The sequence below is a fragment of the Cruoricaptor ignavus genome (assembly GCF_900141665.1).
GTDB classification, from domain to species: Bacteria; Bacteroidota; Bacteroidia; order Flavobacteriales; family Weeksellaceae; genus Cruoricaptor; species Cruoricaptor ignavus.
Genome location: NZ_FQYI01000002.1, coordinates 332,512 through 356,480, shown reverse-complemented (window position 1 = coordinate 356,480; position 23,969 = coordinate 332,512). Strand labels below are relative to the sequence as shown.

Annotated in this window: 21 protein-coding genes; 11 read left to right on the top strand and 10 right to left on the bottom strand. The window is 45.3% G+C overall.

Going from position 1 to position 23,969, the window contains the following annotated elements:
- Positions 1–16 precede the first annotated feature (16 nt).
- From BUB43_RS04040 to BUB43_RS04025, 4 genes are all read left to right on the top strand, one after another.
- A complete protein-coding gene (locus BUB43_RS04040; RefSeq protein ID WP_073178541.1) occupies positions 17–1,033 on the top strand; it encodes a SusE domain-containing protein in 1,017 nt (338 codons plus the stop codon).
- Between the two features lie 71 nt (positions 1,034–1,104).
- Positions 1,105–3,264, top strand: coding sequence for a glycoside hydrolase family 97 protein (locus tag BUB43_RS04035; protein WP_073178634.1), 2,160 nt, complete (start codon positions 1,105–1,107; stop codon positions 3,262–3,264).
- 34 nt (positions 3,265–3,298) lie between these two features.
- The gene (locus BUB43_RS04030; protein WP_260200460.1) at positions 3,299–5,137 is read left to right on the top strand and encodes a glycoside hydrolase family 13 protein; all 1,839 of its coding nucleotides are present in this window, start codon (positions 3,299–3,301) and stop codon (positions 5,135–5,137) included.
- A gap of 32 nt (positions 5,138–5,169) precedes the next feature.
- The gene (locus tag BUB43_RS04025; protein ID WP_260200464.1) at positions 5,170–6,528 is read left to right on the top strand and encodes an MFS transporter; all 1,359 of its coding nucleotides are present in this window, start codon (positions 5,170–5,172) and stop codon (positions 6,526–6,528) included.
- Here BUB43_RS04025 and BUB43_RS04020 read toward each other — a convergent pair.
- Entirely contained in the window at positions 6,525–7,412 is an 888-nt protein-coding gene (locus BUB43_RS04020) for a DUF808 family protein (protein ID WP_073178540.1), read from the bottom strand. The genes BUB43_RS04025 and BUB43_RS04020 overlap by 4 nt on opposite strands.
- A 183-nt stretch (positions 7,413–7,595) precedes the next feature.
- On the opposite strand from BUB43_RS04020, the gene purM reads away from it, so the two are divergent.
- From purM to BUB43_RS03995, 6 genes are all read left to right on the top strand, one after another.
- Positions 7,596–8,591, top strand: a complete 996-nt coding sequence (gene purM, locus BUB43_RS04015; protein ID WP_073178538.1) for a phosphoribosylformylglycinamidine cyclo-ligase — start codon at positions 7,596–7,598, stop codon at positions 8,589–8,591.
- Complete coding sequence (gene purN / locus BUB43_RS11355; RefSeq protein WP_185113761.1) at positions 8,591–9,154, top strand: phosphoribosylglycinamide formyltransferase; 564 nt, start codon at positions 8,591–8,593, stop codon at positions 9,152–9,154. The genes purM and purN overlap by 1 nt, the downstream gene beginning before the upstream one ends.
- A 9-nt stretch (positions 9,155–9,163) precedes the next feature.
- Positions 9,164–10,678, top strand: coding sequence for a bifunctional phosphoribosylaminoimidazolecarboxamide formyltransferase/IMP cyclohydrolase (gene purH, locus BUB43_RS04010; RefSeq protein ID WP_185113760.1), 1,515 nt, complete (start codon positions 9,164–9,166; stop codon positions 10,676–10,678).
- Positions 10,679–10,726: 48 nt separating this feature from the next.
- Positions 10,727–11,965 carry a phosphoribosylamine--glycine ligase gene (gene purD, locus BUB43_RS04005; protein WP_073178536.1) on the top strand — a complete coding sequence of 413 codons (1,239 nt, stop codon included), beginning with the start codon at positions 10,727–10,729 and terminating at the stop codon, positions 11,963–11,965.
- Between the two features lie 31 nt (positions 11,966–11,996).
- On the top strand, positions 11,997–13,526 hold the full coding sequence (gene guaA / locus BUB43_RS04000) for a glutamine-hydrolyzing GMP synthase (protein ID WP_073178534.1): 1,530 nt from the start codon (positions 11,997–11,999) through the stop codon (positions 13,524–13,526).
- Between the two features lie 69 nt (positions 13,527–13,595).
- Positions 13,596–14,555: a L,D-transpeptidase gene (locus BUB43_RS03995; protein WP_083541135.1), complete on the top strand. Its 960-nt coding sequence runs from the start codon at positions 13,596–13,598 to the stop codon at positions 14,553–14,555.
- Here the strand turns inward: BUB43_RS03995 and BUB43_RS11070 are convergent, their stop codons facing one another.
- From BUB43_RS11070 to BUB43_RS03975, 4 genes are all read right to left on the bottom strand, one after another.
- Positions 14,556–14,912, bottom strand: a complete 357-nt coding sequence (locus BUB43_RS11070; RefSeq protein WP_143154023.1) for a hypothetical protein — start codon at positions 14,910–14,912, stop codon at positions 14,556–14,558. It abuts the gene before it with no gap.
- Between the two features lie 116 nt (positions 14,913–15,028).
- Positions 15,029–16,342, bottom strand: a complete 1,314-nt coding sequence (gene ahcY, locus BUB43_RS03985; RefSeq protein WP_073178530.1) for an adenosylhomocysteinase — start codon at positions 16,340–16,342, stop codon at positions 15,029–15,031.
- Between the two features lies 1 nt (position 16,343).
- Positions 16,344–16,613 (bottom strand): Txe/YoeB family addiction module toxin, encoded by a 270-nt coding sequence (locus BUB43_RS03980; protein WP_073178528.1) that lies wholly within the window; start codon positions 16,611–16,613, stop codon positions 16,344–16,346.
- Positions 16,610–16,846, bottom strand: a complete 237-nt coding sequence (locus BUB43_RS03975; RefSeq protein ID WP_073178526.1) for a DUF2683 family protein — start codon at positions 16,844–16,846, stop codon at positions 16,610–16,612. Before BUB43_RS03975 ends, BUB43_RS03980 begins: the two co-directional genes overlap by 4 nt.
- Before the next feature lie 46 nt (positions 16,847–16,892).
- Between BUB43_RS03975 and BUB43_RS03970 the strand changes: the two genes are divergently transcribed.
- Positions 16,893–17,501 carry a 4'-phosphopantetheinyl transferase superfamily protein gene (locus BUB43_RS03970; RefSeq protein WP_073178525.1) on the top strand — a complete coding sequence of 203 codons (609 nt, stop codon included), beginning with the start codon at positions 16,893–16,895 and terminating at the stop codon, positions 17,499–17,501.
- On the opposite strand, the gene BUB43_RS03965 is transcribed toward BUB43_RS03970, so the two are convergent.
- From BUB43_RS03965 to BUB43_RS03945, 5 genes are all read right to left on the bottom strand, one after another.
- On the bottom strand, positions 17,490–19,742 hold the full coding sequence (locus tag BUB43_RS03965) for an FUSC family protein (RefSeq protein WP_260200459.1): 2,253 nt from the start codon (positions 19,740–19,742) through the stop codon (positions 17,490–17,492). The genes BUB43_RS03970 and BUB43_RS03965 overlap by 12 nt on opposite strands.
- A 2-nt stretch (positions 19,743–19,744) precedes the next feature.
- Positions 19,745–20,929, bottom strand: a complete 1,185-nt coding sequence (locus tag BUB43_RS03960) for a hypothetical protein (protein WP_073178523.1) — start codon at positions 20,927–20,929, stop codon at positions 19,745–19,747.
- Positions 20,922–21,758, bottom strand: coding sequence for a type 1 glutamine amidotransferase (locus BUB43_RS03955; protein ID WP_073178521.1), 837 nt, complete (start codon positions 21,756–21,758; stop codon positions 20,922–20,924). Before BUB43_RS03955 ends, BUB43_RS03960 begins: the two co-directional genes overlap by 8 nt.
- On the bottom strand, positions 21,755–22,882 hold the full coding sequence (locus tag BUB43_RS03950; RefSeq protein ID WP_073178519.1) for a carboxylate-amine ligase: 1,128 nt from the start codon (positions 22,880–22,882) through the stop codon (positions 21,755–21,757). Before BUB43_RS03950 ends, BUB43_RS03955 begins: the two co-directional genes overlap by 4 nt.
- 75 nt (positions 22,883–22,957) lie before the next feature.
- On the bottom strand, positions 22,958–23,962 hold the full coding sequence (locus BUB43_RS03945) for an ATP-grasp domain-containing protein (protein WP_073178517.1): 1,005 nt from the start codon (positions 23,960–23,962) through the stop codon (positions 22,958–22,960).
- Positions 23,963–23,969: the final 7 nt, after the last annotated feature.

Here is a 23,969-nt window from a genome sequence, read left to right as displayed (position 1 = left end):
CTAAATTCCTATTAAAATGAAAAAGTTTTTTCAGATATCAATTCTCGCGATACTCGCCTTGCTCATTTTTTCTTGTGAAGATGATGACGATCGTGCTGTGGCATCGCTGGTTTCAAATCCTACGCTTGCCGCGAGCGCAACGCAGCTGAAGTTGGAAGGTTCAAAATCTTCGGACGAGGCTGTGGCTTTCACCGTGGGTCAGGCAGATTTCGGGGTGCCTACGGGGATTTCCTCAATTGTTGAATTTGCAAAAAAGGGCGATAATTTTAAAAATTCCAAAACTGCACAGTTGCCTGCCGGCGAGGGTAAACTTAGCTTCACACATCAGGAATTTAATGCCCTTGTCCGCAGCCTCGGGCTGGAGGCGGGAAAGGCTCAGGCAGTGGAAGCCCGCGTAAAATCCACCATAGGAAGCGGCTTTACTCCGGCGTACTCCAATGTGGTTACGCTAGAAGTTACTCCTTACAACCTGACATCTTATCTCTACGCGCCGGGTGATTATCAGGGATGGAATCCGGCGGCAGCAAACCGGTTGGTTTCTGAGACAGGAAATGGTATTTACGAAGGATTAATTTCCTTCCAAACGGGCAGCAGCACTGAGTTTAAAATTACCAAAGATAAAAACTGGGATGTAAACTACGGCAGCAATGACGGCAAAACACTCGTGGAAAACGGTGACAACATCAAAGCTCCTGCAAAAGACACTTACAAACTTACCGTAAACCTGAACGATATGAGCTTTAAGTTTGCTAAAAACTCTTGGGGACTCATAGGTTCTGCAACGCCTGGCGGATGGGATGCGGATACCAATATGGTATGGAATGATGCGAAGCAGGTTTGGGAACTGACCCTCCCGCTTGCCGAAGGCGAAGCGAAGTTCCGTTTCAATGACGATTGGGCGCAGAACTACGGAGGCAGCGGGCTTTCGGGAGCGGCTGTTGCTGGCGGAGATAATATTGCCATCTCTTCAGCAGGTACATATAAAGTAACGCTGGATGAGGCGAATAAGAAGTATTCTTTCGAAAAAAAGTAAATTTGTAGACTTACTGATCTGCCGCTTATTTGGCGGCAGTTTCTTTTTAACCTGATTAGTATTAAATGTTGATGGTAGTGAGAAAAACAGCAATTTTTTACCTGATTTTCGGTGCAGCGGCATTGCAAGCACAAAGCCTAAAATCTCCGGATGGAAAATTTGAGATGAATTTTCAGCTGAAAAACGGCGTGCCTTTCTACAACCTGAATTATCAGGGAAGGCCTGTAGTGGAAGATTCCAAGCTTGGCATCCGGATTTTTCGGGATGGTGAATTGCAGTTTGGTTCGGAAATCGAAAATAAGGACAATAAGGCGACGAACCTGGACGGCAACTTCGTGAAAACCGATGAAAAGCGCGATACGAGGAACGAAACCTGGAACCCTGTTTTGGGCGAGAAGAAATCTTATGTCAACCATTACAATGAGCTGGCAGTAACGCTGAACCAAGCTTCTACGGATAGGCATATCGTGCTGAAATTCAGGCTGTTCAACGATGGGCTGGGTTTCCGTTATGAATTTCCTGAGCAGGAAAATCTCAACTATTTTATCATCAGGGAAGAAGATTCCGAGATTGATTTGCCGTGGGACGCGAAAACCTGGTGGATAACCGGCGATTACGATTCCCAGGAATATCAGCCGCAAACTACGATGCTCTCGGAAATTCCGGCAAAATGGGCAACATCCTTTGACGGCAATGCTTCGCAAACACCTGTGAAAAACGCGGTGCAGACGCCATTAATGCTGAAAAAGGAAGGCAGGGAGCCGCTGTACATCAACATTGCGGAAGCTGCGGTCATCAATTACCCGGTTTCCAACCTTGAAGTGGATGCCGCGAATTTCAAATTCAAAACGCACCTGACGCCCGATGCACAGGGTGCGAAGGGCTACATTCAGACGCCGGCAGTTTCACCGTGGCGCACCATCATCGTTTCACCAAAAGCAGAAGAAGTGCTGGCGTCCAAAATGATATTCAATCTGAACGAGCCTACGCACTATGCCGATACATCCTGGATAAAGCCCGTGAAATATATGGGTGTATGGTGGGAAATGATTATCGGGAAATCTCAGTGGGCGTATTCCACGGCGAAAAATGTGCACATCGGGAAAACGGATTTCACCAAACTAACGCCGAACGGAAACCACGCGGCAAATAATGAGAAAGTGAAATCTTACATCGATTTCGCGGCGAAGCACGGTTTCGATGCACTTTTGGTGGAAGGCTGGAACATCGGCTGGGAAGATTGGTTCGGGCATTCCAAGGAATTCGTGTTCGATTTCATCACCCCTTATCCGGATTTTAATTTGAAAATGCTCAATGATTATGCGCATTCCAAGGGCATCAGGCTGATGATGCACCACGAAACTTCCGGCTCGGCAACCAACTATGAACGCTGGCTGAAACCGGCTTTTGAGCTGATGAACAGGTACGGCTACAATTCCTTGAAGACGGGCTATGTAGGCCACATCATTCCGCGCGGAGAACATCATTATTCCCAATGGACGGTGAACCACTATTACAGGGTGGCGGAAGAAGCGGCGAAGCACAAGATTATGGTGAACTCCCACGAATCTATGCGGCCTTCTGGGCAGAGCAGAACCTATCCCAACTGGATTGCGGCAGAAGCAGCGCGCGGAACAGAATTTGAGGCGTTCGGCGGGAATAATCCTGAGCATCAGACGATTCTGCCTTTCACAAGATGGATGGGCGGACCGATGGACTACACACCCGGAATTTTTCAAACAAAGCTGGATTACTATTTTCCCGGTGACAAAAGATTCGTGAAAACCACGCTGGCAAAGCAGCTGGCGCTGTATGTGGTGATGTATTCGCCGCTGCAAATGGCGGCAGATTTGCCGGAAAATTATGCACGACATCTGGATGCGTTTCAGTTCATCAAGGATGTGGCTCTGGATTGGGATGATACGAAGATTCTGGCGGCAGAGCCCGGCGATTTCATCCACACCGCAAGGAAAACCAAAGGTAAGGATGAATGGTTTGTGGGCGGCATCACGGATGAAAATGCGCGGAATTTTACTGTGGATTTTTCCTTCCTGCCAAAGGGAAAAACTTACGAGGCCACGGTTTACGCAGATGGTGACGATGCCGATTACATCAGCAATCCGCAGTCTTACAAAATTTACAAGAAAACGGTGACGAGCCGAAGCCAACTGCCGATGAAGCTGGCAAGAAGCGGCGGCTATGCGATTTCTTTGAAGCCGTTGAAGAAATAGTAAATTAATAATTAGCATTTTTAAAAATAAAATTTTGAACAGGAAAATTTTTCTCGCAGTTTTAGTTTTGATTTCTGCGATGGTTTTTGCGCAAAAGCCGCTGGAAAGAGTGGAGCCACCTAACTGGTGGACAGGTTTTAAGGACAATGGTTTGCAGCTGATGCTCTACGGAAAGGATATTTCCAAATATGAGGTTGCTGTGGATGCAAAAGCCTTCGTGCTGGAAAAATCTCACCGAACCGACAACCCGAATTATCAGTTTGTGGATCTGCTCGTAAAGCCGGAAGCAAAACCGGGATCTTATCCCATTTGGTTTTCGCAAAATGGCAAGCGCAAATTCAAATATGATTTTGTTTTAGTCGAAAAAACGGCGCAGCCAAAAGGCATCAGCCAAAAGGATTTAATCTACCTGATAATGCCGGACCGCTTTGCCAACGGCGATTATTCCAACGACATCGTAAAATCTTTGCGGGAAAAAACCATCAACCGAGATTCAATGTATTACCGTCACGGCGGCGATTTGCAGGGCATCATCAAAAAGATGGATTACCTGAAAGACCTAGGCATCACGGCAATTTGGAATACGCCGGAACTTGAAAACGATATGGCGAAGGAATCTTACCACGGCTACGCAGCAACGGATTTGTATAAGATAGACCCAAGATACGGAACGAATGAACTGTACCGCAAATATGTGGAAACAGCGCACAGCAAAGGCCTGAAAATTATAAAGGATGTGGTGCCGAACCATATCGGAAGTTTCCACTGGTGGATGCAGGATTTGCCGATGAAAAACTGGGTACACCAGTTCCCGCAATATACGAACACCACCTACCGTTTTGAGCCGGTTCAGGATCCGTACGCTTCCAAATTCGATTACGATATTGCAGAAAAAGGCTGGTTTGTGCCTACGATGCCAGATATGAACCACGACAATCCTTTCGTTGCTAAGTATTTGATTCAGAATTACTTGTGGTGGATTGAGTATGCCAAGGTTGACGGATTCAGGATTGACACATTTTCTTACAACGATTTAAAATTCAATGCTGAATGGCTGGCAAGAATCCGCTCGGAATATCCATCGCTCGGTATTTTCGGCGAAACGCTGATGTATCAGCCATCCAATCAGGCTTATTTTACGGAAGGAAAAAAGCTGGGGCAGGAAATTGATTCTAATCTTCCCGGCATCACGGATTCTGCGTGGAAAGAAGCTGTGTATGAGGCACTTAACGGAAAATTCGGCTGGTATGATGGCGTGAACCGGCTGTATAACCTTACGGCTCAGGATTTCCTTTATCAAAATCCGGAAAAGAATGTCATCTTCCTGGACAATCACGATATGAGCCGTTTCTTTTCGGTGGTTGGCGAAGATTTCGAGAAGTTCAAAAGCGGGATTATTTTGCTGCTCACTTCTAACAAAATTCCGCAGCTTTATTACGGCACGGAAATTCTGATGAAGAATTTTTCAAATCCGGATGGCCTTGTTCGTTCCGATATGAAGGGTGGCTGGAAGGAAGATAAGGTGGACCAGTTTTCAAAATCGGGCAGAACGGCGCAGGAAAATCTTGCGTTCGATTTCATCAAAAAACTGGCTAATTTCCGCAAAAATTCCCCGGCACTTACCGAAGGAAAAATGGTGCAGTTCTTTCCGCAGCACGGTGTTTACGCGTATTCACGCAGTGCAGCATCGCAAAAAATTCTCGTAGTTTACAATTCACAGGAAAAGGAGATGCCGGTGGAAGCTTTCCGCTACAAAGAAATTACAGACGGCTTTTCCAAATTCCGTGATGTAATGACCGGTGAGACTTTCACAGATTTAAACAATCTAAAACTTAGACCAAAAGAATCCCGTGTTCTTGAGCTAGTTCGCTAATTTTTAATTTAAACATCAAAACTTTGAACGCAATACAAAAGCCAAAACTTTCACTAGCGCAAATCATCAATATGAGTATGGGCTTTCTGGGCATTCAGATGGCCTTCGGCCTGCAGAACGGCAATGCAAGCCGAATCCTTGCCAACTTTGGTGCGGAAGTCGATAAACTCTCGTGGTTCTGGCTTGTAGCACCGATTACTGGCCTAATCGTGCAGCCGATCATCGGGCATCTTGGCGACAATACCTGGGGAAAATTCGGCAGAAGGAAACCATATTTCCTGATTGGCTCCGTGCTTTGTGCGGTAGGTTTGGTAGCGCTGCCAAATTCCGCGTCTGTAACGCAGATGATGGGTGCCAATGTTTTGCTGCTTGCCGTGATTTTCCTCGCAATGATGGATGCTTCCATCAATGTGGCGATGGAACCCTTCCGCGCTTTGGTGGGCGATATGCTGCCGAAAAGTCAGGGTACGGTAGGCTTTTCCGTGCAGACGATTCTCATCGGAATAGGTGCTGTCATCGGTTCGAATTTGCCGACCTGGCTTTCCAATGCCGGTGTTTCAGGCGTTGCACCGGAAGGCTTCGTGCCAGATAATGTCATTTACTCATTCTATATCGGTGCTGCGGTTTTGGTGCTTTCGATTCTCTACACGATTTTCACAACGAAGGAATACAGCCCGAAAGAACTAGCAGCATTCTCTGAACAGAAATTTGAGATTGAAGAAAATTCAAAATTTACGGATATTTTTAAGGATTTTAAAAATATGCCTTCACTAATGAAAAAGCTGGGCGCCGTGCAGTTTTTCTCGTGGTTTGCGCTGTTCACAATGTGGGTTTTCACCACGAGTTCTTTGGCAACGCATCATTTCGGTTTGTCGCCAGAAGATACTCGCTCTCAGCAATTTAACGATGCCGGAAATTTAACCGGCGTACTCTTCGGTTATTATAATTTATTTGCAATTCCGTTCGCATTTCTGCTGATACCTATTGCCAATAAAATCGGGAAAAACAGGACGCACGCCTTGGCTTTGCTTTTCGGTGGACTCGGTTTGCTGTCAATGTACTTCCTTGACAGAGAGCATCTTTGGATGTCAATGCTTGGGCTTGGTTTCGCCTGGGCAAGTATTTTGGCGATGCCTTACGCAATGCTGATAGATGCGATTCCTGCAAATAAAATGGGAATTTATATGGGAATCTTCAATTTCTTCATCGTTTTACCGCAGATTCTAAACGGGATAATTGGCGGACCGCTCGTAAAATTCCTTTTCCAAAACCACGCCATATATTATGTGAGTCTTGGCGGAATCTGCCTAATCATCGCTGCAGTGCTCGTTTTGATGATACCGCAACCAAAACCGAACACCGGTAAAGAAATTAAACAGGTGCATTTTTAAGGTTTTTCCGCGGCAACTTTCTTTTTCTCAAAAATTTTCTCTGCTAAGAATCCAATCGGAAGCATTAGAATTCCAGCAGCGATCCCGAAGAGAAATTGCCGTGGCAAAGCATTCCAGTTCGGTAGAATGTTGTGAAGAAAATCAAGGTTGTGCTCGAAAATTCCGCCTGCCACCAAAATTAAAGCGATGGTTCCGATGACGCCTAAAGCCTTGATAATCAATGGTAAAGCGCGCACTAAAGTTTTGCCGACTCTTGCACGGAAAGATTTGTAATTTTTGGATGTGCGGATGAGTTTGAAACCGGCATCATCCATCCTCACAATCAGCGCTACGATTCCGTAAACGCCTACGGTTGCGATGATTGAGACGATGCTCACCGTGATAATTTGTGTGAGCAAAGGCTCTTTCAGAACAGTTCCCCAAGCGATAATCACAATTTCGATGGAGAGGATAAAATCCGTCATCACGGCGGATTTTACTTTTTCGTCTTCGGAAATATTCGGTTCTTCGGCTATTTCCAGAACTGTTTTCCCGAGACGCTTCTGATTTCTAAGATGGATGAATTCGATGATTTTCTCCACGCCTTCAAACGCCAGATACAACCCGCCCAAAACCAGGATCACATTGATTGCCGGTGGATACAAAACCTGCAGCACAAATGCTATCGGTATGATTATCAGCTTGTTAACAAAACTGCCCTTCATTATTTTCATCAAAACCGGTACTTCCCTGGAAGAATGAAACCCGGTGGCTTTTTGGGCATTCACCGCCAAATCATCGCCCAAAATTCCGGCGGTTTGCTTGGTTGCCACTTTTGCAGTTATCGCCACATCGTCCATCAGGGCTGCAATATCGTCAAGCAATGCCAAAAATCCTGCTGCCATAAAGCTTTTTAATTTTCGCAAATTTAGCATTATAATTCAGCCCTGAAATTTTTATCGCCAAAAAATTTACAGAAAATTCTTTAGTTTTTCGTAAATTAGCCATCCGCATTTTAGGCAGAGTTTTGCTAAAATTAAAATTAACAAATCAGCAGAAAATTTGCGGAAAATTATTATTTTGATAAAATGAATAATACCTATAAATCTGCAGGCGTAGATAAGGAGGAGGGCTACAGAACGGTGGAAAAAATAAAGGCTGCGGTGGAAGAAACGCACAATAAAAATGTGCTGAAAGGCATTGGAAGTTTCGGTGCGTTTTACGAGATCAGTGGCTACAAAAATCCGGTTTTGGTTTCCGGAACTGATGGCGTAGGCACAAAGTTGAAAATTGCGATTGACACTGGGAAGTTCGATACCATCGGCATTGACTGCTTTGCAATGTGTGCCAACGATATTATTTGTCACGGTGCAAAACCGCTTTTTTTCCTGGATTATTTGGCCTGCGGAAAGTTGGATGCTGATGTAGCGGCGCAGATTGTGATGGGCATCGTGGAAGCGTGCAAGGACAACCAATGTGCGCTGATTGGCGGTGAAACTGCGGAAATGCCAGGGATGTACAAACCCGGCGATTACGATGTGGCGGGCTTTTGCGTGGGCATCGTGGAAAAGGAGCAGATTATTGATGGCTCGAAAATTCGCGAAGGCGACAGGATTATTGCGCTGCCAAGTTCCGGATTTCACAGCAATGGCTATTCATTAGTGCGGAAAATTTTCACGGATTTTCACGAAGAGTTCGATGGAAAGCCGCTTTACGAGATTTTGCTTGAGCCAACGAAATTGTACTGGCGCTCAATTCATCAGATAATGGATGAATCGAAAATCAACGGCATAGCGCACATTACTGGTGGCGGTTTGATTGAGAATGTGCCGAGAATCATTCCGGACGGACTATGCGCGAAAATCGATACGGCAAAAATCCGTGTGCCGAAAATTATGCAGGAACTAGAAAAACGCGGCGGAATCAGGCGTGAAGAAATGTTCGGCACCTTTAATATGGGTGTAGGAATGGTGGTGGTTTTGGATGAAAGCCATTCCAAGAAAGTTCTGGACTTGACAGATGATGCCTATGAAATCGGCGAAGTTGTGAAGAATTCCGCCGAAAAAATCATTCTGAATTTCTGATGAGGAATCTCGTGGTTTTGGTTTCTGGCAGCGGCACGAATTTGCAGCGGATTATCGATTGCTGCGAATCGGGCGAAATTCCCGATGCAAAAGTGACGATGGTAATTGCTGACAGAGATTGCTACGCTTTGCAACGCGCTGAAAATCATCAGATTAAATCGAAGCTAATTCCGCGCGGAAAAGATTTTAGCCAAAAACTTCTAGATGAAATTCCAGAAAATACGGATTTGATAATTTTAGCGGGTTTTCTTTCAATTTTAGATAAATCGGTAATCGAACAATTTGAACGGAAAATCATCAATATTCATCCGGCACTATTACCGAAATTCGGAGGAAAAGGAATGTGGGGGATGAATGTGCACAATGCCGTTCTGCAAGCCGGTGAAAAGGAAAGCGGAGCCACAGTGCATTTCGTGACTGCAGGCATCGATGAGGGCGAGATAATCCTTCAGAAATCGGTTAAAATCGAAGATAATGAAACCCCAAAAACCTTGGCTGAAAAAGTGCATCAAATTGAGTATGAAATATTCCCAAAGGCGATAAATGAGGTTTTGAAAAGTTAAAAATTAATCATGAAAAAAAGAGCACTGATTTCTGTTTCGGATAAAACCAGACTTGCGGATTTTGCAAAATTTTTGGAAAATAATGATTATCTGCTAATTTCAACTGGGGGAACTTTTAAGCATTTGAAAGATGCTGGGCTAAATCCTGTGCAGATTGAAGAAGTCACCGAATTTCCGGAAATGCTGGACGGAAGAGTAAAAACCCTGCACCCGAAAGTTCACGGGGGATTGCTTGCCGTTCGCTCGAACGAAGAGCATATGAACACCGTCGAAAAGCACAATATCGGGCTGATTGATTTGGTGGTTGTAAATCTTTATCCGTTTTTTGAAAATGTAAACAAGGAAATTTCGCTGGAAGAAAAAGTAGAGTTTATTGATATTGGCGGACCATCAATGCTGAGATCTGCGGCGAAAAATTTCGAATCTGTCACGGTAATTACAGATGTTGAGGATTATGCAAAAATCCAGCAAGAAATTTCCGAAAATGGAAATACGGAATTAAGCACGAGAAAATATTTGGCGGGTAAAGTTTTCAACCTGACTTCCGCTTATGATGCGGCCATTTCCAAAATGCTTTTGGATGAAGAATTTCCCCCGTATCTGAATGCATCTTACCAAAAAGTTTCTGACTTAAGATACGGCGAAAATCCGCATCAGAAGGCGGCTTATTATGTCTCAACCTTTGAGAGCGGCGCAATGAAAGATTTTGAAATTTTGGGAGGTAAAGAACTGTCTTTCAATAATTTACGCGATATGGATTTGTGCTGGAAGGTTGTGAATGAATTTAAAAATGAAATGGCTTGCTGCGCTGTGAAGCATTCCACGCCGTGCGGTGTTGCGGTTGGAAATTCAGCAGCAGAAACTTACCGCAAAACTTTTGATTGTGATCCGGTTTCGATTTTCGGCGGAATTATCGGGATGAATTTTAAAGTGGATGCAGAAACTGCGACGGAACTCAACAAAACTTTTCTGGAAATCGTGATGGCTACGGATTTTGATGCAGATGCTCTCGAAATTTTAAAACAGAAGAAAAATCTGCGCATCATTAAAATAAAAAATCCGGTTTCTGACCGGCAAACCTGGGTGAAAATTGATGGCGGAATGCTGGTGCAGGATTGCGATAATGCGTTTTCTGACGACCTAAAAACCGTAACGGAATCTTCGCCGAATGATGAACAGAAGGCTGCGCTGATTTTTGCGCAAAGAGTTGTTAAGTATGTGAAATCCAATGCGATAGTGGTTTCCAACGGCAAGCAGGCTTTGGGAATTGGCGGCGGACAGGTGAATAGGATTTGGGCGGCTCAGCAAGCTGTGGAAAGGGCGAAGGAAAAATTTAGCGGCGATTTAGTCCTGGCTTCCGATGCGTTTTTTCCGTTCCGGGATGTGGTGGATTTCTGCGCAGAAAACGGCATCAAGGCCATCATTCAGCCTGGCGGAAGCGTGAAAGATCAGGAGTCCATAGATGCGGCAAATGAGCACGGCATCCCAATGATGTTCACGGGAATGAGGCATTTTTTACATTAAATTACTCCAGAAAACTTATTTTTGCGTTTATCAAAAAAAATTTCATTAATGAAAATTTTAATCGTAGGTGAAGGGGGCAGGGAATCTGCCATTGGTACTAAAATTAAAAAAGACAATACACAGGCAAAACTTTTTTTTGCGAAAGGCAATGCCACCACGGAGCAGCTGGGGACGAATCTGCCCTATAATTCCATTAAGGAGCTGCGCGATTTCGCATTAAAGGAGCAGATTGACCTCACCATCGTAGGTCCAGAAGCGCCTTTGGTGGCGGGGATTGTTGATGACTTCCGCGAGCACGGGCTGAAAATTTTCGGAGCGAAGGCACGCGCGGCGAGGCTGGAGGGCAGCAAGGCCTTTTCCAAAAAATTTATGCAGACCTACGATGTAAAGACTGCTCAGGCAGTAGTCTTTGATTCCTACGAGAACGCCGAACGCTATGTCGCTACGAAAAATTACCCCCTGGTTATTAAGGCGAGCGGGCTGGCGGGCGGAAAAGGTGTGGTAATTTGCCAAAACCATAATGAAGCGGAAGCCACGCTTCACGATTTTATGATACGGAAAATTCACGGAGATTCCGGCATTCAGGTGATTATTGAAGATTATTTGGCAGGGTTTGAGGCATCAGTGATAGCATTTTCAAACGGCGAACAGCTCTTCCCGTGCATACCCGTGAAAGATTACAAAAAAGTAGGAACAGGAAATACAGGCCCAAACACAGGCGGAATGGGCACTGCAGCGCCAAGTCCTGAATTCACGAGAGATCATTATATTGATTTTGAAAAAAATATCCTCGAGCCAACATTGAAAGGGCTAAAGTCCGAGCGTCTTGATTTTCAGGGTTTTATATTTTTTGGTTTGATGGTTACAGCAAGTGGCTGCCATTTGTTGGAATACAATATGCGCCTTGGCGATCCGGAAACCCAGGTGCTACTGGCGCTGATGGAGAACAATCTGCTGGATGTAATAGAGGATTGCCTCGCTGGTAAAGATCCTGGGCTAAGGTTTTCAAATGAGAAAGCTGTGTGCCTGGTAATGTGCTCCGGAGGATATCCGCAAACCATCGAGACGGGTTTTGAAATCACCGGACTGGAGAAAGTGCAGCACAGCCAGGTTCTTTTCGCAGGGGCAGAGTCTGTGCTTGGGCGTCAGTATACTACCGGCGGCCGCGTGCTCAACTTGGTAGCCACCGCTGAAAACTTTGATGAGGCAAGAAAGAAAGTCTATGCTGATGCGCTGCCGGTGCATTTTGATTATGCATTTTACCGTGAGGATATAGCTAAATTTTAACCCATCAAAAATTTATAAAAAAATATCGAAAATGACCGGCGGAATTATCATTCTGGATTTTGGCTCGCAGTATAACCAATTGATTGGCAGGAGGATACGCGAAATGCAGGTGTATGCGGAAATCTTGCCGTTCAGTACGCCGCTTCCTGAAATCCTTGCCAAAAAACCTGCCGGCATCATACTTTCCGGCGGACCGAGTTCGGTGAATTCTGCGGAAGCCCATTTAATTGAAAAAGAAATTTTCGAAGCAGGAATTCCCGTGCTTGGCATTTGCTACGGAATGCAGCTGACCGCCCATTTGCTCGGCGGAAAAGTGGCAAAAGGTGAGAAGGGGGAATACGGCCGCTCAACTTTGATCATCGAAAAATACTGCAGAATTTTTGAAGGATTGCCGGAAAATCCTACCGTTTGGATGAGCCATTTTGACGAGGTGGAAAGCGTGCCGGAAGGTTTTGAAGTGAATGCAAAATCCGGCGTGATTGCCGCGATTTCCAACGAGGCAAAGAAAATTTACGCCATACAGTTTCATCCGGAAGTTACGCACACAGAGTTTGGTGATAAGATACTTGCCAATTTTGTCTTCGGCGTTTGCGATGCGGAAAGGAATTGGCAATTAACGAATTACATCGAAAAAACCATCGAGGAAATCCGTGAGAAAGTTGGAGAGAACAAGGTAATTCTCGGGCTTTCCGGCGGAGTGGATTCTTCGGTTGCTGCGGTGCTCATCCACCGCGCCATCGGAAATCAGCTGCAGTGCATCTTCGTTGATACTGGGCTTTTGCGGAAAGACGAGGCGAAGAAAGTGATGGAAAATTACGGCAGCCATTTCGATATGAATATCGATTTGGTGGATGCTAAGGAAAGATTTTTAGGAAAATTAAAAGGAGTTTCTGAGCCGGAAGAAAAACGCAAAATCATAGGGCGGGAATTTGTTGCCGTTTTTGATGAGGAAGCCAAAAAATTCAGCGATGCCAAATTTTTAGCGCAGGGAACAATTTACCCAGATGTCATTGAATCTCAATCTGTTAAAGGGCCTTCTGCTGTCATAAAATCTCATCACAATGTCGGTGGTTTACCGGAGGAAATGAATCTTCAGTTGCTGGAGCCTTTGCGCGAACTCTTCAAGGATGAGGTGCGAAAAGTGGGGGAGGAGCTCGGCATTCCACATCACCTGGTTTACCGCCATCCGTTTCCTGGCCCTGGTTTAGGCATCAGGATTTTGGGCGAGGTGGATGCCGAAAAGGTGCGCATTCTTCAGGAGGCGGACGATATTTTCATCGAAGAACTTTACCACGACGAACTTTATGAAAAAGTTTCGCAGGCTTTCGTGGTGCTGCTTCCCGTGAAATCTGTAGGTGTGATGGGCGATGAACGCACTTACGAATACACCGCCGTTCTTCGCGCTGCCAACACGATTGACTTTATGACGGCAACCTGGAGCCATCTGCCTTATGAATTTCTCGAGAAAGTTTCCGGCAGAATTATCAACGAAGTGAAGGGCATCAACCGTGTGGCGTACGATATTTCGAGCAAGCCACCTGCAACAATTGAGTGGGAATAAATTTTCGCATAAGCCTTTCACAAAGCCTTTTTTGGTATCATTCTTGCCATTAATCCGAAAAATTTCATAATGATTTTAAGGAGGAATGTTTTGGCGGTTGCTCTAATGGCAGCCGCAGTTTTCAGTACGGTTCAGTGTAAGAAGGATGGCGTAAATTCCGATGGAAAATCTCAGACTGAAAATATTGAAAAAGGCGAAGATTTCAGCAGTTTGGAAAAAGCGAGGGAGGGAATGCAGTATTCAATTTTCGTTTTTCCTGATGGGAAAAAGGATTCTGCTATGAAGGCTTTCCAGGCGCAATTTGATACGCTTCAGCAATATAACATACTGGCAATCAATAGGTTGGATAAAAAGCACATTTCCAATGCTGATACTTTGGTGGTGCCCAATAAATTCGAGCAGGATTTCCGCGCATATTCACCGTTTCCGTTTAAAATGGAAATTCTTCGGGATGTTCCGAAATTCGTGGTTTTCTCTTATCCTGTGCAGGCTTTCGCCGTTTACGAAAAGGGCGATTTGAAAAAATGGGGGCCTACAAGTTTGGGCAGGAAAGATAAGCCGACGACTGCAGGGCTGCATTTTACCAACTGGAAAAAGGAGCTGCACCAATCCACGGTGAAGGATGAGTGGATGCTGCCATACAATTTTAATATTGAGAATGAGGAAGGCATCGGCTGGCACGAATACGATTTGCCGGGCTATCCTGCATCGCATTCGTGCTTAAGGTTGCTGCATAATGATGCTGTTTGGATGTACGATTTCGCGGAACAATGGATTTTGGATAAGGATGGCAATACGCCGATTGCAAAGGGTACACCGGTTTTGGTTTACGGCGATTACAATTGGGACGGCCCGAAAATCTGGAAGCAGCTGGCGAAAAATCCGAAGATTACGAATATTTCTGAGCAGGATTTAGCGGCGCAGATTCAGCCGTACAAAGCGGAAATTCTGAAGGAGCAGGAGAATAGGGCAACCGTTATCAAAACCACGCCAGAAAGCGAAATTGAAGGTAAGATGCCTGCAAAGTAATCAGATTTTTTCCACCGATTTTAATGCAAAACCGCGGAGCAAGTCCATCTGCGGTTTTGCTTTTTTCTGTCCGTACCTTGCGGCAAGATAAACGCCTAAAATCAGCAGCAGCGTTCCGAAAGATGCCGGCAAAGCCCATTCATACTCATTGGATTTGATTTGCTTGCCTACGAACCAAAGCGTGATGAACACCATCCAAAGCACGGCAAATGCGAAATACAGAAACATAAAGAAAGTCCACACTGCAGCGCTTGGCCCGAAAATTCCGTTCTCAGGTGTTCCTTCAGGATTTGTTCGTAATCTTTCGGCGCAATGCTGGTTTCTATCGTAAATCTTGGCCTTTTCTGATACGGTCAATATTCGTTTCGCGGATTGAATTTTCCATAAGGCTTTGGTTTTCAACAAATTTAAAATAAAAGTTGCCGGCTTTTTCAGGCGGCAACTTATTTGTTTTCGTTCAAATTAAGGCTTGGTTAATACCTATAATACTCAGGTTTGAAAGGCCCTTCCACTTCCACGCCAATGTATTTTGCCTGTTCCGGTGAAAGCGTTTCCAGCTCCACACCTATTTTGTTCAGGTGCAGCATCGCCACTTTTTCATCCAGTTTTTTCGGCAGCACATACACCTTGTTTTCGTAGGCTTCGGAATTTGTCCAAAGTTCAATCTGCGCCAGAGTTTGGTTCGAGAAGGAATTACTCATCACAAAACTTGGGTGCCCTGTTGCACAGCCCAAATTCACAAGGCGGCCTTCAGCCAGGATGATGATGTCGTTGCCTTCCACATTGTAGATGTCAACCTGCGGTTTTACTTCGGTTTTTGTGTGGCCGTAGTTGTCATTCAGCCACTTCATATCGATTTCATTATCAAAGTGCCCGATGTTGCACACAATCGTTTTATCCTTCATTCTTTGGAAATGCTCACCACGAACGATGTTGAAATTTCCAGTGGTTGTAATTACGATATCCGCATTATCCACCACGGTTTCCAGGCGTTTCACTTCGTAACCTTCCATTGCAGCCTGCAAGGCACAGATTGGGTCGATTTCAGTAACAGTTACTATTGAGCCTGCACCACGGAAAGATGCTGCCGTTCCTTTGCCCACATCACCGTAGCCGCAAACTACCACGCGTTTTCCGGCGAGCATCACATCGGTAGCACGGCGGATTGCATCCACTGCAGATTCGCGGCAACCGTATTTGTTGTCGAATTTCGATTTCGTTACCGAATCGTTTACATTAATCGCTGGCACAAGCAGCGTTCCGTTCAGCATCCTTTCGTAAAGCCTGTGCACACCTGTTGTCGTCTCTTCGGAAAGCCCGCGGATTTCCTTTGCCAGTTCAGGATATCGGTCGAAAACCATATTCGTCAAATCTCCGCCGTCATCCAAGATCATATTTAGCGGCTTGCGCTCTTCGCCGAAAAAAAGCGTCTGCTCTATGCACCAGTCGAATTCTTCTTCCGTCATACCTTTCCAGGCATACACTGGGATTCCTGCCGCTGCGATGGCTGCCGCAGCGTGATCCTGCGTGGAAAAAATGTTGCAGGATGACCAGGTAACTTCCGCACCCAGAGCCACCAGCGTTTCGATGAGCACGGCGGTTTGGATGGTCATATGCAGGCAGCCTGCGATTCTGGCGCCTTTCAGCGGCTGCTGTGGCCCGTATTCTTCACGGATGGCCATTAGCCCTGGCATTTCCGCTTCTGCTAGTTCGATTTCCTTCCGGCCCCATTCTGCCAGCGAAATATCCTTCACTTTGTAAGGGATGTATTGCGTAAGTGTTTCCATTTTAGTTTGTATAATGTCCTTTTATTGATAAAATTTCAATCGTATCGTTTTTTATTTTGTAAACAAGCCGGTATTCCTTATTAATTCTTCTCGACCCAAATCCTGACAGATTATTTTTCAAGGGCTCGGGTTTTCCTATTCCGGAGAAAGGCGTTTCGGAAATGCTTGATATTAAATCAAAAATTTTTTTGTAAAGTTTTTTATTGCCCGAATCTTTATAGAATTTCAGCTCATCAAGAGCTTCTTGTGAGAATTCAATATGAAAACTCATAATTCCAGAAATTCCTTTAATTCATCCAGCGTCATTTTCACGCCTTTTCCTTCACGAATTTCTTTTTCGCCCTGAAGAATTTTCTCAGCAAATTCCTTGGAATACTCCACCGAATCTTCTGCAACCACGGTTTCGTTACCATTTTTGCTGAAGCGGATGTTCATCCTGTTCAGGAATTCTTCCAGAAAAGTTTCGTCCTTTTTATCGATATTGATGTGGTAAACCGTTTGCATTTCCACAGATTTTTGCAAATTTACAACTTATTTCCGCTAATAAAAAATGGCATTTTTCAGAGAGTTTTCGCACCATCATTCCAGAATTTTTGTATGGAAGTTTGATGAGAATGATACATTGCCGCCTGATTTAATCGAGCCGGAAAATTTTTACCGCTTTGAAAATTATAAGGAAAAAAAACTTTCCGAAGTGCTGATGGTGCGCCAGCTTCTGCAAAATTTTCTGCCCGGAGAAAAAATTTTTTATCAAAATGATGAGCCCTTTCTTCAAAGCGGAAAGTTTCAGATTTCCATCAGCCATTCTTTTCCGTTTGCTGCTTTGGCTATTTCTGAGCGGAAAATCGGGATAGATTTGGAAAGCTTTAAACCAAAAATCATCAGGGTGAAGGATAAGTTTGTTCAGCGGGAAGAACGGCAGTTTATCCCTGAAGATCAATCAGTTGAATACCTTACCGTGGTTTGGTCTGTGAAGGAAAGCCTGTACAAAATGCACCACTCCAAACATTGGTCTTTGAAGAAGCACTACGAAGTTCGGCCGTTTGCTTTTTCGGATGATATGCAGATTTCTTGCCGTGTACACGATGCAGATTTTTCCGATGAATATTCCGCCAAGGTTTGGGTTTTTGATAATGTGGTTTTAAGCCTAACCTTTTGATTCATAGTAAGTTAGCAGTACTTTCCGTTGTTCTTTCGCTGTGTTATATATCAGCGTTAGCACTTCACGGATGTGTTTCAGCCGTGTAAGTTTCGTGGTGCGGTGGATGTTCCTATGGTCATCAATATCGTTCTTTGCAATTTCCGTTTTGCGCTTTTTCAGCAGCATTTCAACTTCATCCGCTGGCTCAGAAGTTGGAATATGTTCATCCTCAAAACCTTGATTTTCAATGAGTTGGATTGTCCGGTTCAGTTCCGCTGAAATTTTTCTGTTCCAGGCTTCCGCATCAATTTCGTGATAATCTTCCGGATTTTCATACTGCGAAAGCGAAGCGATGTAAGCCGTGAGAAGGTGTGCCGTGGTTACAAACTGGTGCAGCGTTTCCATTTTTTCCTGCCGATTTTTCGGCTCGGAAATCATCCCGCGAAAACTGTCCGATAGGTTTGCCAAATCTATCACCGCATTTTTCCGCTTCATCCGGAAATCTTGTTCTGCAGGCTTGTTCCCGAGAAATCTGCCAATTACGATTTGGAAATAATCACGGTTGCTTTTCGCGGCGCTCAGCATCAAATCCGTGCTTCGCCCGGCTTCCCAAATCGGCAGAACGAAGTACGAAACCGCCGCTGCAATGGCTGCGCCAATTGCTGTATCGAAAATTCTGTCGGAGAAAATGGCATTCACATTTCCAGGGTTGAGAAAATCGAACGACATAAAGACATACACCGTCATAAAAAACACCGCCCAATCGTATCTCGTGCGCAAAAGCGTGTAGCAGAGGATCATCGCGAAAAATAAGATGCCGAGCCGAACTTCCGTGCCGAAAGGCATCATCAGAAAAATGTAGGCTGCCAGCGCACCAAGCACCGTGCCGAAAAGCCGCTTGAAATTCCGCTGTTTCGTGGTGGCAAAGTTTGGACGCATAATGGCAATCACCGTAATCATAATCCAGTAGGCGTGGCCAAGCGGAAAAAAGCTGAGCCGCGAAATGAAGTACGCAATCAAAAGTGCGGTGGTGAGCCTTACAGCGTGGCGGAAGTTCTTGGATTTCAGCGAGATATTAGTCCGTAAAACTTTCGTGTTCAGCTTTTCCTGCTGTGGTAAAAATTTCTCATAATCCAGGCCTGTGGAAAGCGTTTTTGCTGAAGACAAATCCTGGGTGTAAATCGTGTAAATATTGTTTACCGATTCTGTTAACTCATTGATTCTCTGCAAGATTTGGCGAAGAACCATAAAGTTTTCCAGGTTTTCAGAATTCATCTCCTGGCTTCGGATTTCGAAATATTCTTCGTACAGCAGCTGCAGTTCGTCATCCAGGTTTGTGCGGCGGTGCGCCTTGCTTCCGCTCTGCAAAGCCAGCCCAATATTGCTGATTTCATCGGCAAGCATCAGCAGAAATGAATGAATCTGGTTCAGAATGGGTTTATTGCCGAAATATTCGTGAATTTGCCGGTAATCGTTTTCTGAGGTGATGAGTTTCTCGTGCAGGTCAATGGAATTTAGGAAAAGCATCATCAGTTGGCGGCTGGTGGTGGTAGCTTCCCGCACGATTTGCCGCGTTTTATACACGGTTTCGCGCGTATCTTCCTGATGATTTTTTATCCTGATGCTTCGCTGGATCGTCTCATCCGTCAATTTTTTTATGTCGGCATTTTTTCGGTAGAATTGAGCCTTAAGTCTCAGATAATCAGCAAGTTCCGTGTAATTTTCCCCAATCATCTGATAAATGAGTTTGTACGGCTGAACCCTCATCAAAATCAAAAAAATGATGAGAAACCAGATGCCGCCAAGAAAGAAGATGATGAGGTTTTTGCTGACCGGATCTGTGAGGAAATGCCCATCGATAAAGATGCTCATCACAACCAGGGACATTCCGCCAACTGCAGAAAAACGGTTGCCGTAAATTCCCAAAATGCCGAAGAATAGGCCGAATACGATGATTTCCAGCGTTACCAGAATGGGATACGGCCGGAAAACCGTAGTGATGGAGGCTACGATGGCGAAGCAGAAAATAGCCATTATCAGCATATTTCTGCGGCGGATGAACGGCCCGGGCTGATCCACATTGGCTACGAAACTTGTGGCCAAAGGGAAGAGGAACCACGCTTTCAGCAGGCCTACCTGATACAAAAAAATGGCGGGAAGCAGCACTGCAAAGGCAATGCGTACGCCACTGTACAAATATTGGCTTGTGAGAAATTTACGAAATTCCGACTGGTAATTCAAGCGCGGTTTTTCCTGCAAATTTAATCTTTCGGGAAGAATGCGATGGAGCTGCCCGTCCAGATTTCCGGTTTGCGGTTGAAATCCACATTTGCAAATTCCGACTTGGTCATCCGCACAAGATTCGTCATAAAAGTTGGCTCTTCGCCATCCTTCCAGATGTAGAGCATCCGGATTTCCGCCTTGGAAAATTCTCCGTTCACATCTTCGAAAACCGGCTCAAACTGCACCTTCCGCTGCATTATCCAGCTGGCCCTGTCACTGATTTTTTCAAGGTCGTTTTTCGTAGGGTGAAGGTTTACGCCTTGCCCTGCAAAAGAAAACAGTGGCTTCAGAACGAAGTGGCTAAGTTCTTCATTTTCAGGGAAATCCGAAAGATAGAAACTTTGCGGGATGTACTGGTGCCGCAGTTTTGGCAGGATGAATTTCGAAATCTTGAAAAACCAATTAGGGTGCGTAATCCACTCTGCATCCACATCGTCGCAGAAATTGAATTCCGTTTCTAAGTCATTGATTTTCAGTAGTTCATCGAAAATTATGCGGTTATAGATCCGCTTGATTTTCACGAGTTCTCCGCGCTCGTTTTCATAGAAAATTTCCTTGCCGCGTTTTTTCACCCTGGTAAGGCACACGGTTTTTATGCCCAGGATTTTTTCCGTGAAAACGAAGTCTATCCTCGTTTTCTGCTTTTCCGGGAAAATTTCCAGCAGCACCACATTTTCAGGATTTTCATCGCCTATGATGAGTTCCCGCAAAACCTCGCGGTATTCTTCCGGCGTCCAAAATTTGTGGAAATCATTGGTGAAGGGATACACCTCATTCATCGCCAAACGGTAAAAATACTGATAACCGAAAAGCGACGGAAAAGCCTGAAGCTCAATAAGTTGCGGTACCAATTCGCCGCCTTCGTTTTTGCAAATCCCAAAATCTATGGCGATAAAATGCGGCTGCGTGCCATCGTTCGGTACTCTGCAATTTTCCGGGATGGCCTTCTGCAGTTCGCTTTCCGGAATTTCACGGATTTGTGCGATGATGCTTTCGCAAGCCTCAGTAATTTTCCCGAAAAATTCTTTCGGCAGGAAAACAGGCGTTTCTGAAATTTTAAATTCCGGCGAAAAACCGGCATTTTCCTGGATGATGCCCATCATTTCCTGAAACTTTTGCGGCGAATATTCCGAGTTGAAGCGCGCTCTGTATTCTTTAATCATCGGTGCAAATTAAATCGTAAATTCTCATCTGGTGCGCTGCCATCCACAAAAATGCCGGCAGTATTTGGCTCCTCGTCAGCGAAATTTTATCTTCGTCAGCCAGCTGCTTTATTGTATCGATGTACTTCTGTTCGCCATAATCCCGTATCATCGCATCGCGGTTTTTCTCTTCTTCCAGATTGCGCAGCATCCCATCAGGATTGGCCTCCGGATGAAACTGCGTCCCGAATATTTCCGGCGAATAGCGTATCGCCATCACTGCTCTTTCCAGCTCAATATGCGGCCTCTCCTTTTCTATCGCCACTATTTTCATCCCGAGTTTTTCAAGCCTTTCATGATCTGGTTGGATGAATTGGTACTGCCTGGAATCCACGCCATAGAACGGCTCGTTCAGCTTGTGGAAAAGGAATTCCTTTTCGCCGGCCTCCGTTTTGTGGATGGGCATCACGCCGAAGGAGTAGGATTTCCGGCGGTTTACCGTGCCCAGCTTCCAATGGATGGCCGCCAGCTGAAACGAATGGCATATCAGGAAGAGGTATTTCTTGTCGCAGTTTTTTTTGTTAAAATTCCAGACGCCGTCCAGAAAATCCGTCCACTTCTGTTCCCAGCTGTGGCCTTCTCTTTCTGGTGTTCCCGGTCCGCCGGAAGAGATGAAGATGTCGTAATCTTCAACCTTCGGTATCTCGTCCTTCTGCCTTACATCGAAGGTCTCTATGCTTACGCTGCCAGCATTGTTCCGGAAATTTTCACATATTTCTAAGATGTTTGGGAAGCCCTGGTTTTCCTTCCCGTTGTTCATATCGAGTACAGCGATTCTGATTTCTTTCATTCTGCAAAATCGTAAGTGTTCGTGTGCGTAATGCCGTATTCCGTTTCCGCAATCATATAATCTACCACCTTGGCAAGGTCGCCGGTTTCTTCGTAGATTTTCAGCTGCCTGTCTGCACCGGTGCCGTTCTTCATTATTTCCCACACATATTCCACGGCTTCCCGGCTTCCCAGCTCATCCAGCTGATCGTCTATCAGTCTCAGCAATTCTTCCAGGTGCTTTTCTAGCGGGTAGATTTCCTTGGTTTCAAAGTTAATGAATTCTGCTTCGGCGCCCATTTTTGCAGCCCGCCATTTATTTTCGGTGATGTTCATCTTGCGGATTATCGGAAGGGATTTTCCTTCGGCGTGAAGCTGGCAGGTTTTGGCAACCAGTGCCTGCATTATTGCGGCTATGCACACCGTTTCCTCTATTTTCAGTGGCATATCGCAGATGCGGAATTCTATGGTAGGGTAGAAGGGGTGCACCCTGAGGTCCCACCAGATTTTCTTCGCGTTGTCTATCGTGCCGGCCTTTACCAGCAGGTCTATGTATTCCAGGTAATCTTCGTTGGTGTCGAAATATTCCGGAATTCCAGTTCTTGGGAATTTGGTGAAGATGTGGTGGCGGTAAGATTTGAAGCCGGTTTTCCGCCCAATCCAAAACGGTGAGTTGGTGGAAAGTGCGTAGATCAGCGGCAGAAATGTGCGTATTTCATTTTGGATTTTAATGCCATCCTTTGGGTTTGGCAATCCGATGTGGACATGCAGCCCGAAAATCAGGTTAGAGCGTGCTACATCGCCAAGGTCGCTCACGATTTTCGTGTAGCGCTCACCAGCCGTAATGTTGATTTCACGCCAGTGCGAAAACGGATGCGTCCCTCCGCCGGAAACTCTCAGGCCTTGCTCGTGCGCTGTGTGCACAAGCTTTGTACGCAGGTCGGTCAGTTCCTGCCTTGCTTGCGAAATGTCTTTGCAGATGCAGGTTTCCATCTCTATTACGGATTCGTGCATCTCGTTTTTTAGGTTTTCCTTGATGACGCAGCTTCCGCTGTCCAAAATCTTTGAAACATGCGATACCAAATCACGGGTTTCTTTGTCGATGATTTGGTATTCTTCTTCGATACCGATGGTAAATTTGCTCATCGCACAATGTTTTTGGGATTAGATAAAATAATGATAATCAGTAAGTTAAGGAATTTTAAAGGATAAAAATTTCACCTACTTTTTCTTAGCCTTAACATCAACCTCAACCTTAACCTTGTCCTCATCTTTCTCACTCATCGAATCCCGAACGAATTCTCCCCAGTCGATTTTTATTTTCCCTGGCTCAAATTCTCTCGCCTTTTCGATGGCAAGCTTTGCGGCGTGCTCTACAACCCACTGGAAATTTTCTTCGCCCACGGAATTCCGATCTGCATCTGGTGCAGGGTTGCAGAAATCGATGGCGTACGGTATACCGTCCCTTACCGCAAATTCCACCGTGTTGAAATCGTATCCCAATGCCTTGTTGATTTTCAGGGTATAATCCTCGATGGTTTTCAGCAGTTTCTTCCTTGCTTCGCCCTCGGTTTTGTGCGTGGTGGCGTACCTGAGATGGTGCGGGTTTCTCGGCTCGTACGGCATTATGTGCACATATTTTCTGCCGAGGCAGTACACGCGGTAATAATCTTCAAATTCAATATTTTCCTGAAGCATCATCACCAAAGTATGAGATTTCGAGTGCGCATCGAAAAGCTCATCCGCATTATGCACTTTGTACACATCACGCCAGCCACCGCCATCGTGCGGCTTCATAAATGCCGGGAAGCCCACATAATCGAAGATGTAATCCCAATCGTGCGGGAAGTACATATTGCGGAACGAGGTTTCCTTCGTGTTCGCCGGCCTTTCATAGGTTGGCAGGATTACGGTTTTCGGCAATGGAATCCCGATTTTGGTCATCAGGGCATTGTTGAAAAACTTCTCATCTGCAGACCACCAGAAAGGATTGTTGATGATGCAGGTGCCGTTCATTGCTGCGTTTTTCAGGTAGGCACGGTAGAAGGGCACATCCTGAGAAATCCTGTCGATAATTACGGCGTAATCCGTTGCAGCACCCTGTTCCACGCGGTGTATCATCACAGGCTCAGCCACAAATTCACCGTTGCCCAGCTCGTTTACTTTGTCGATAAATGCCCACGGAAAGGTGTCTTCCATTCCGAAAAGGATGCCGATTTTTTTCATATCATTT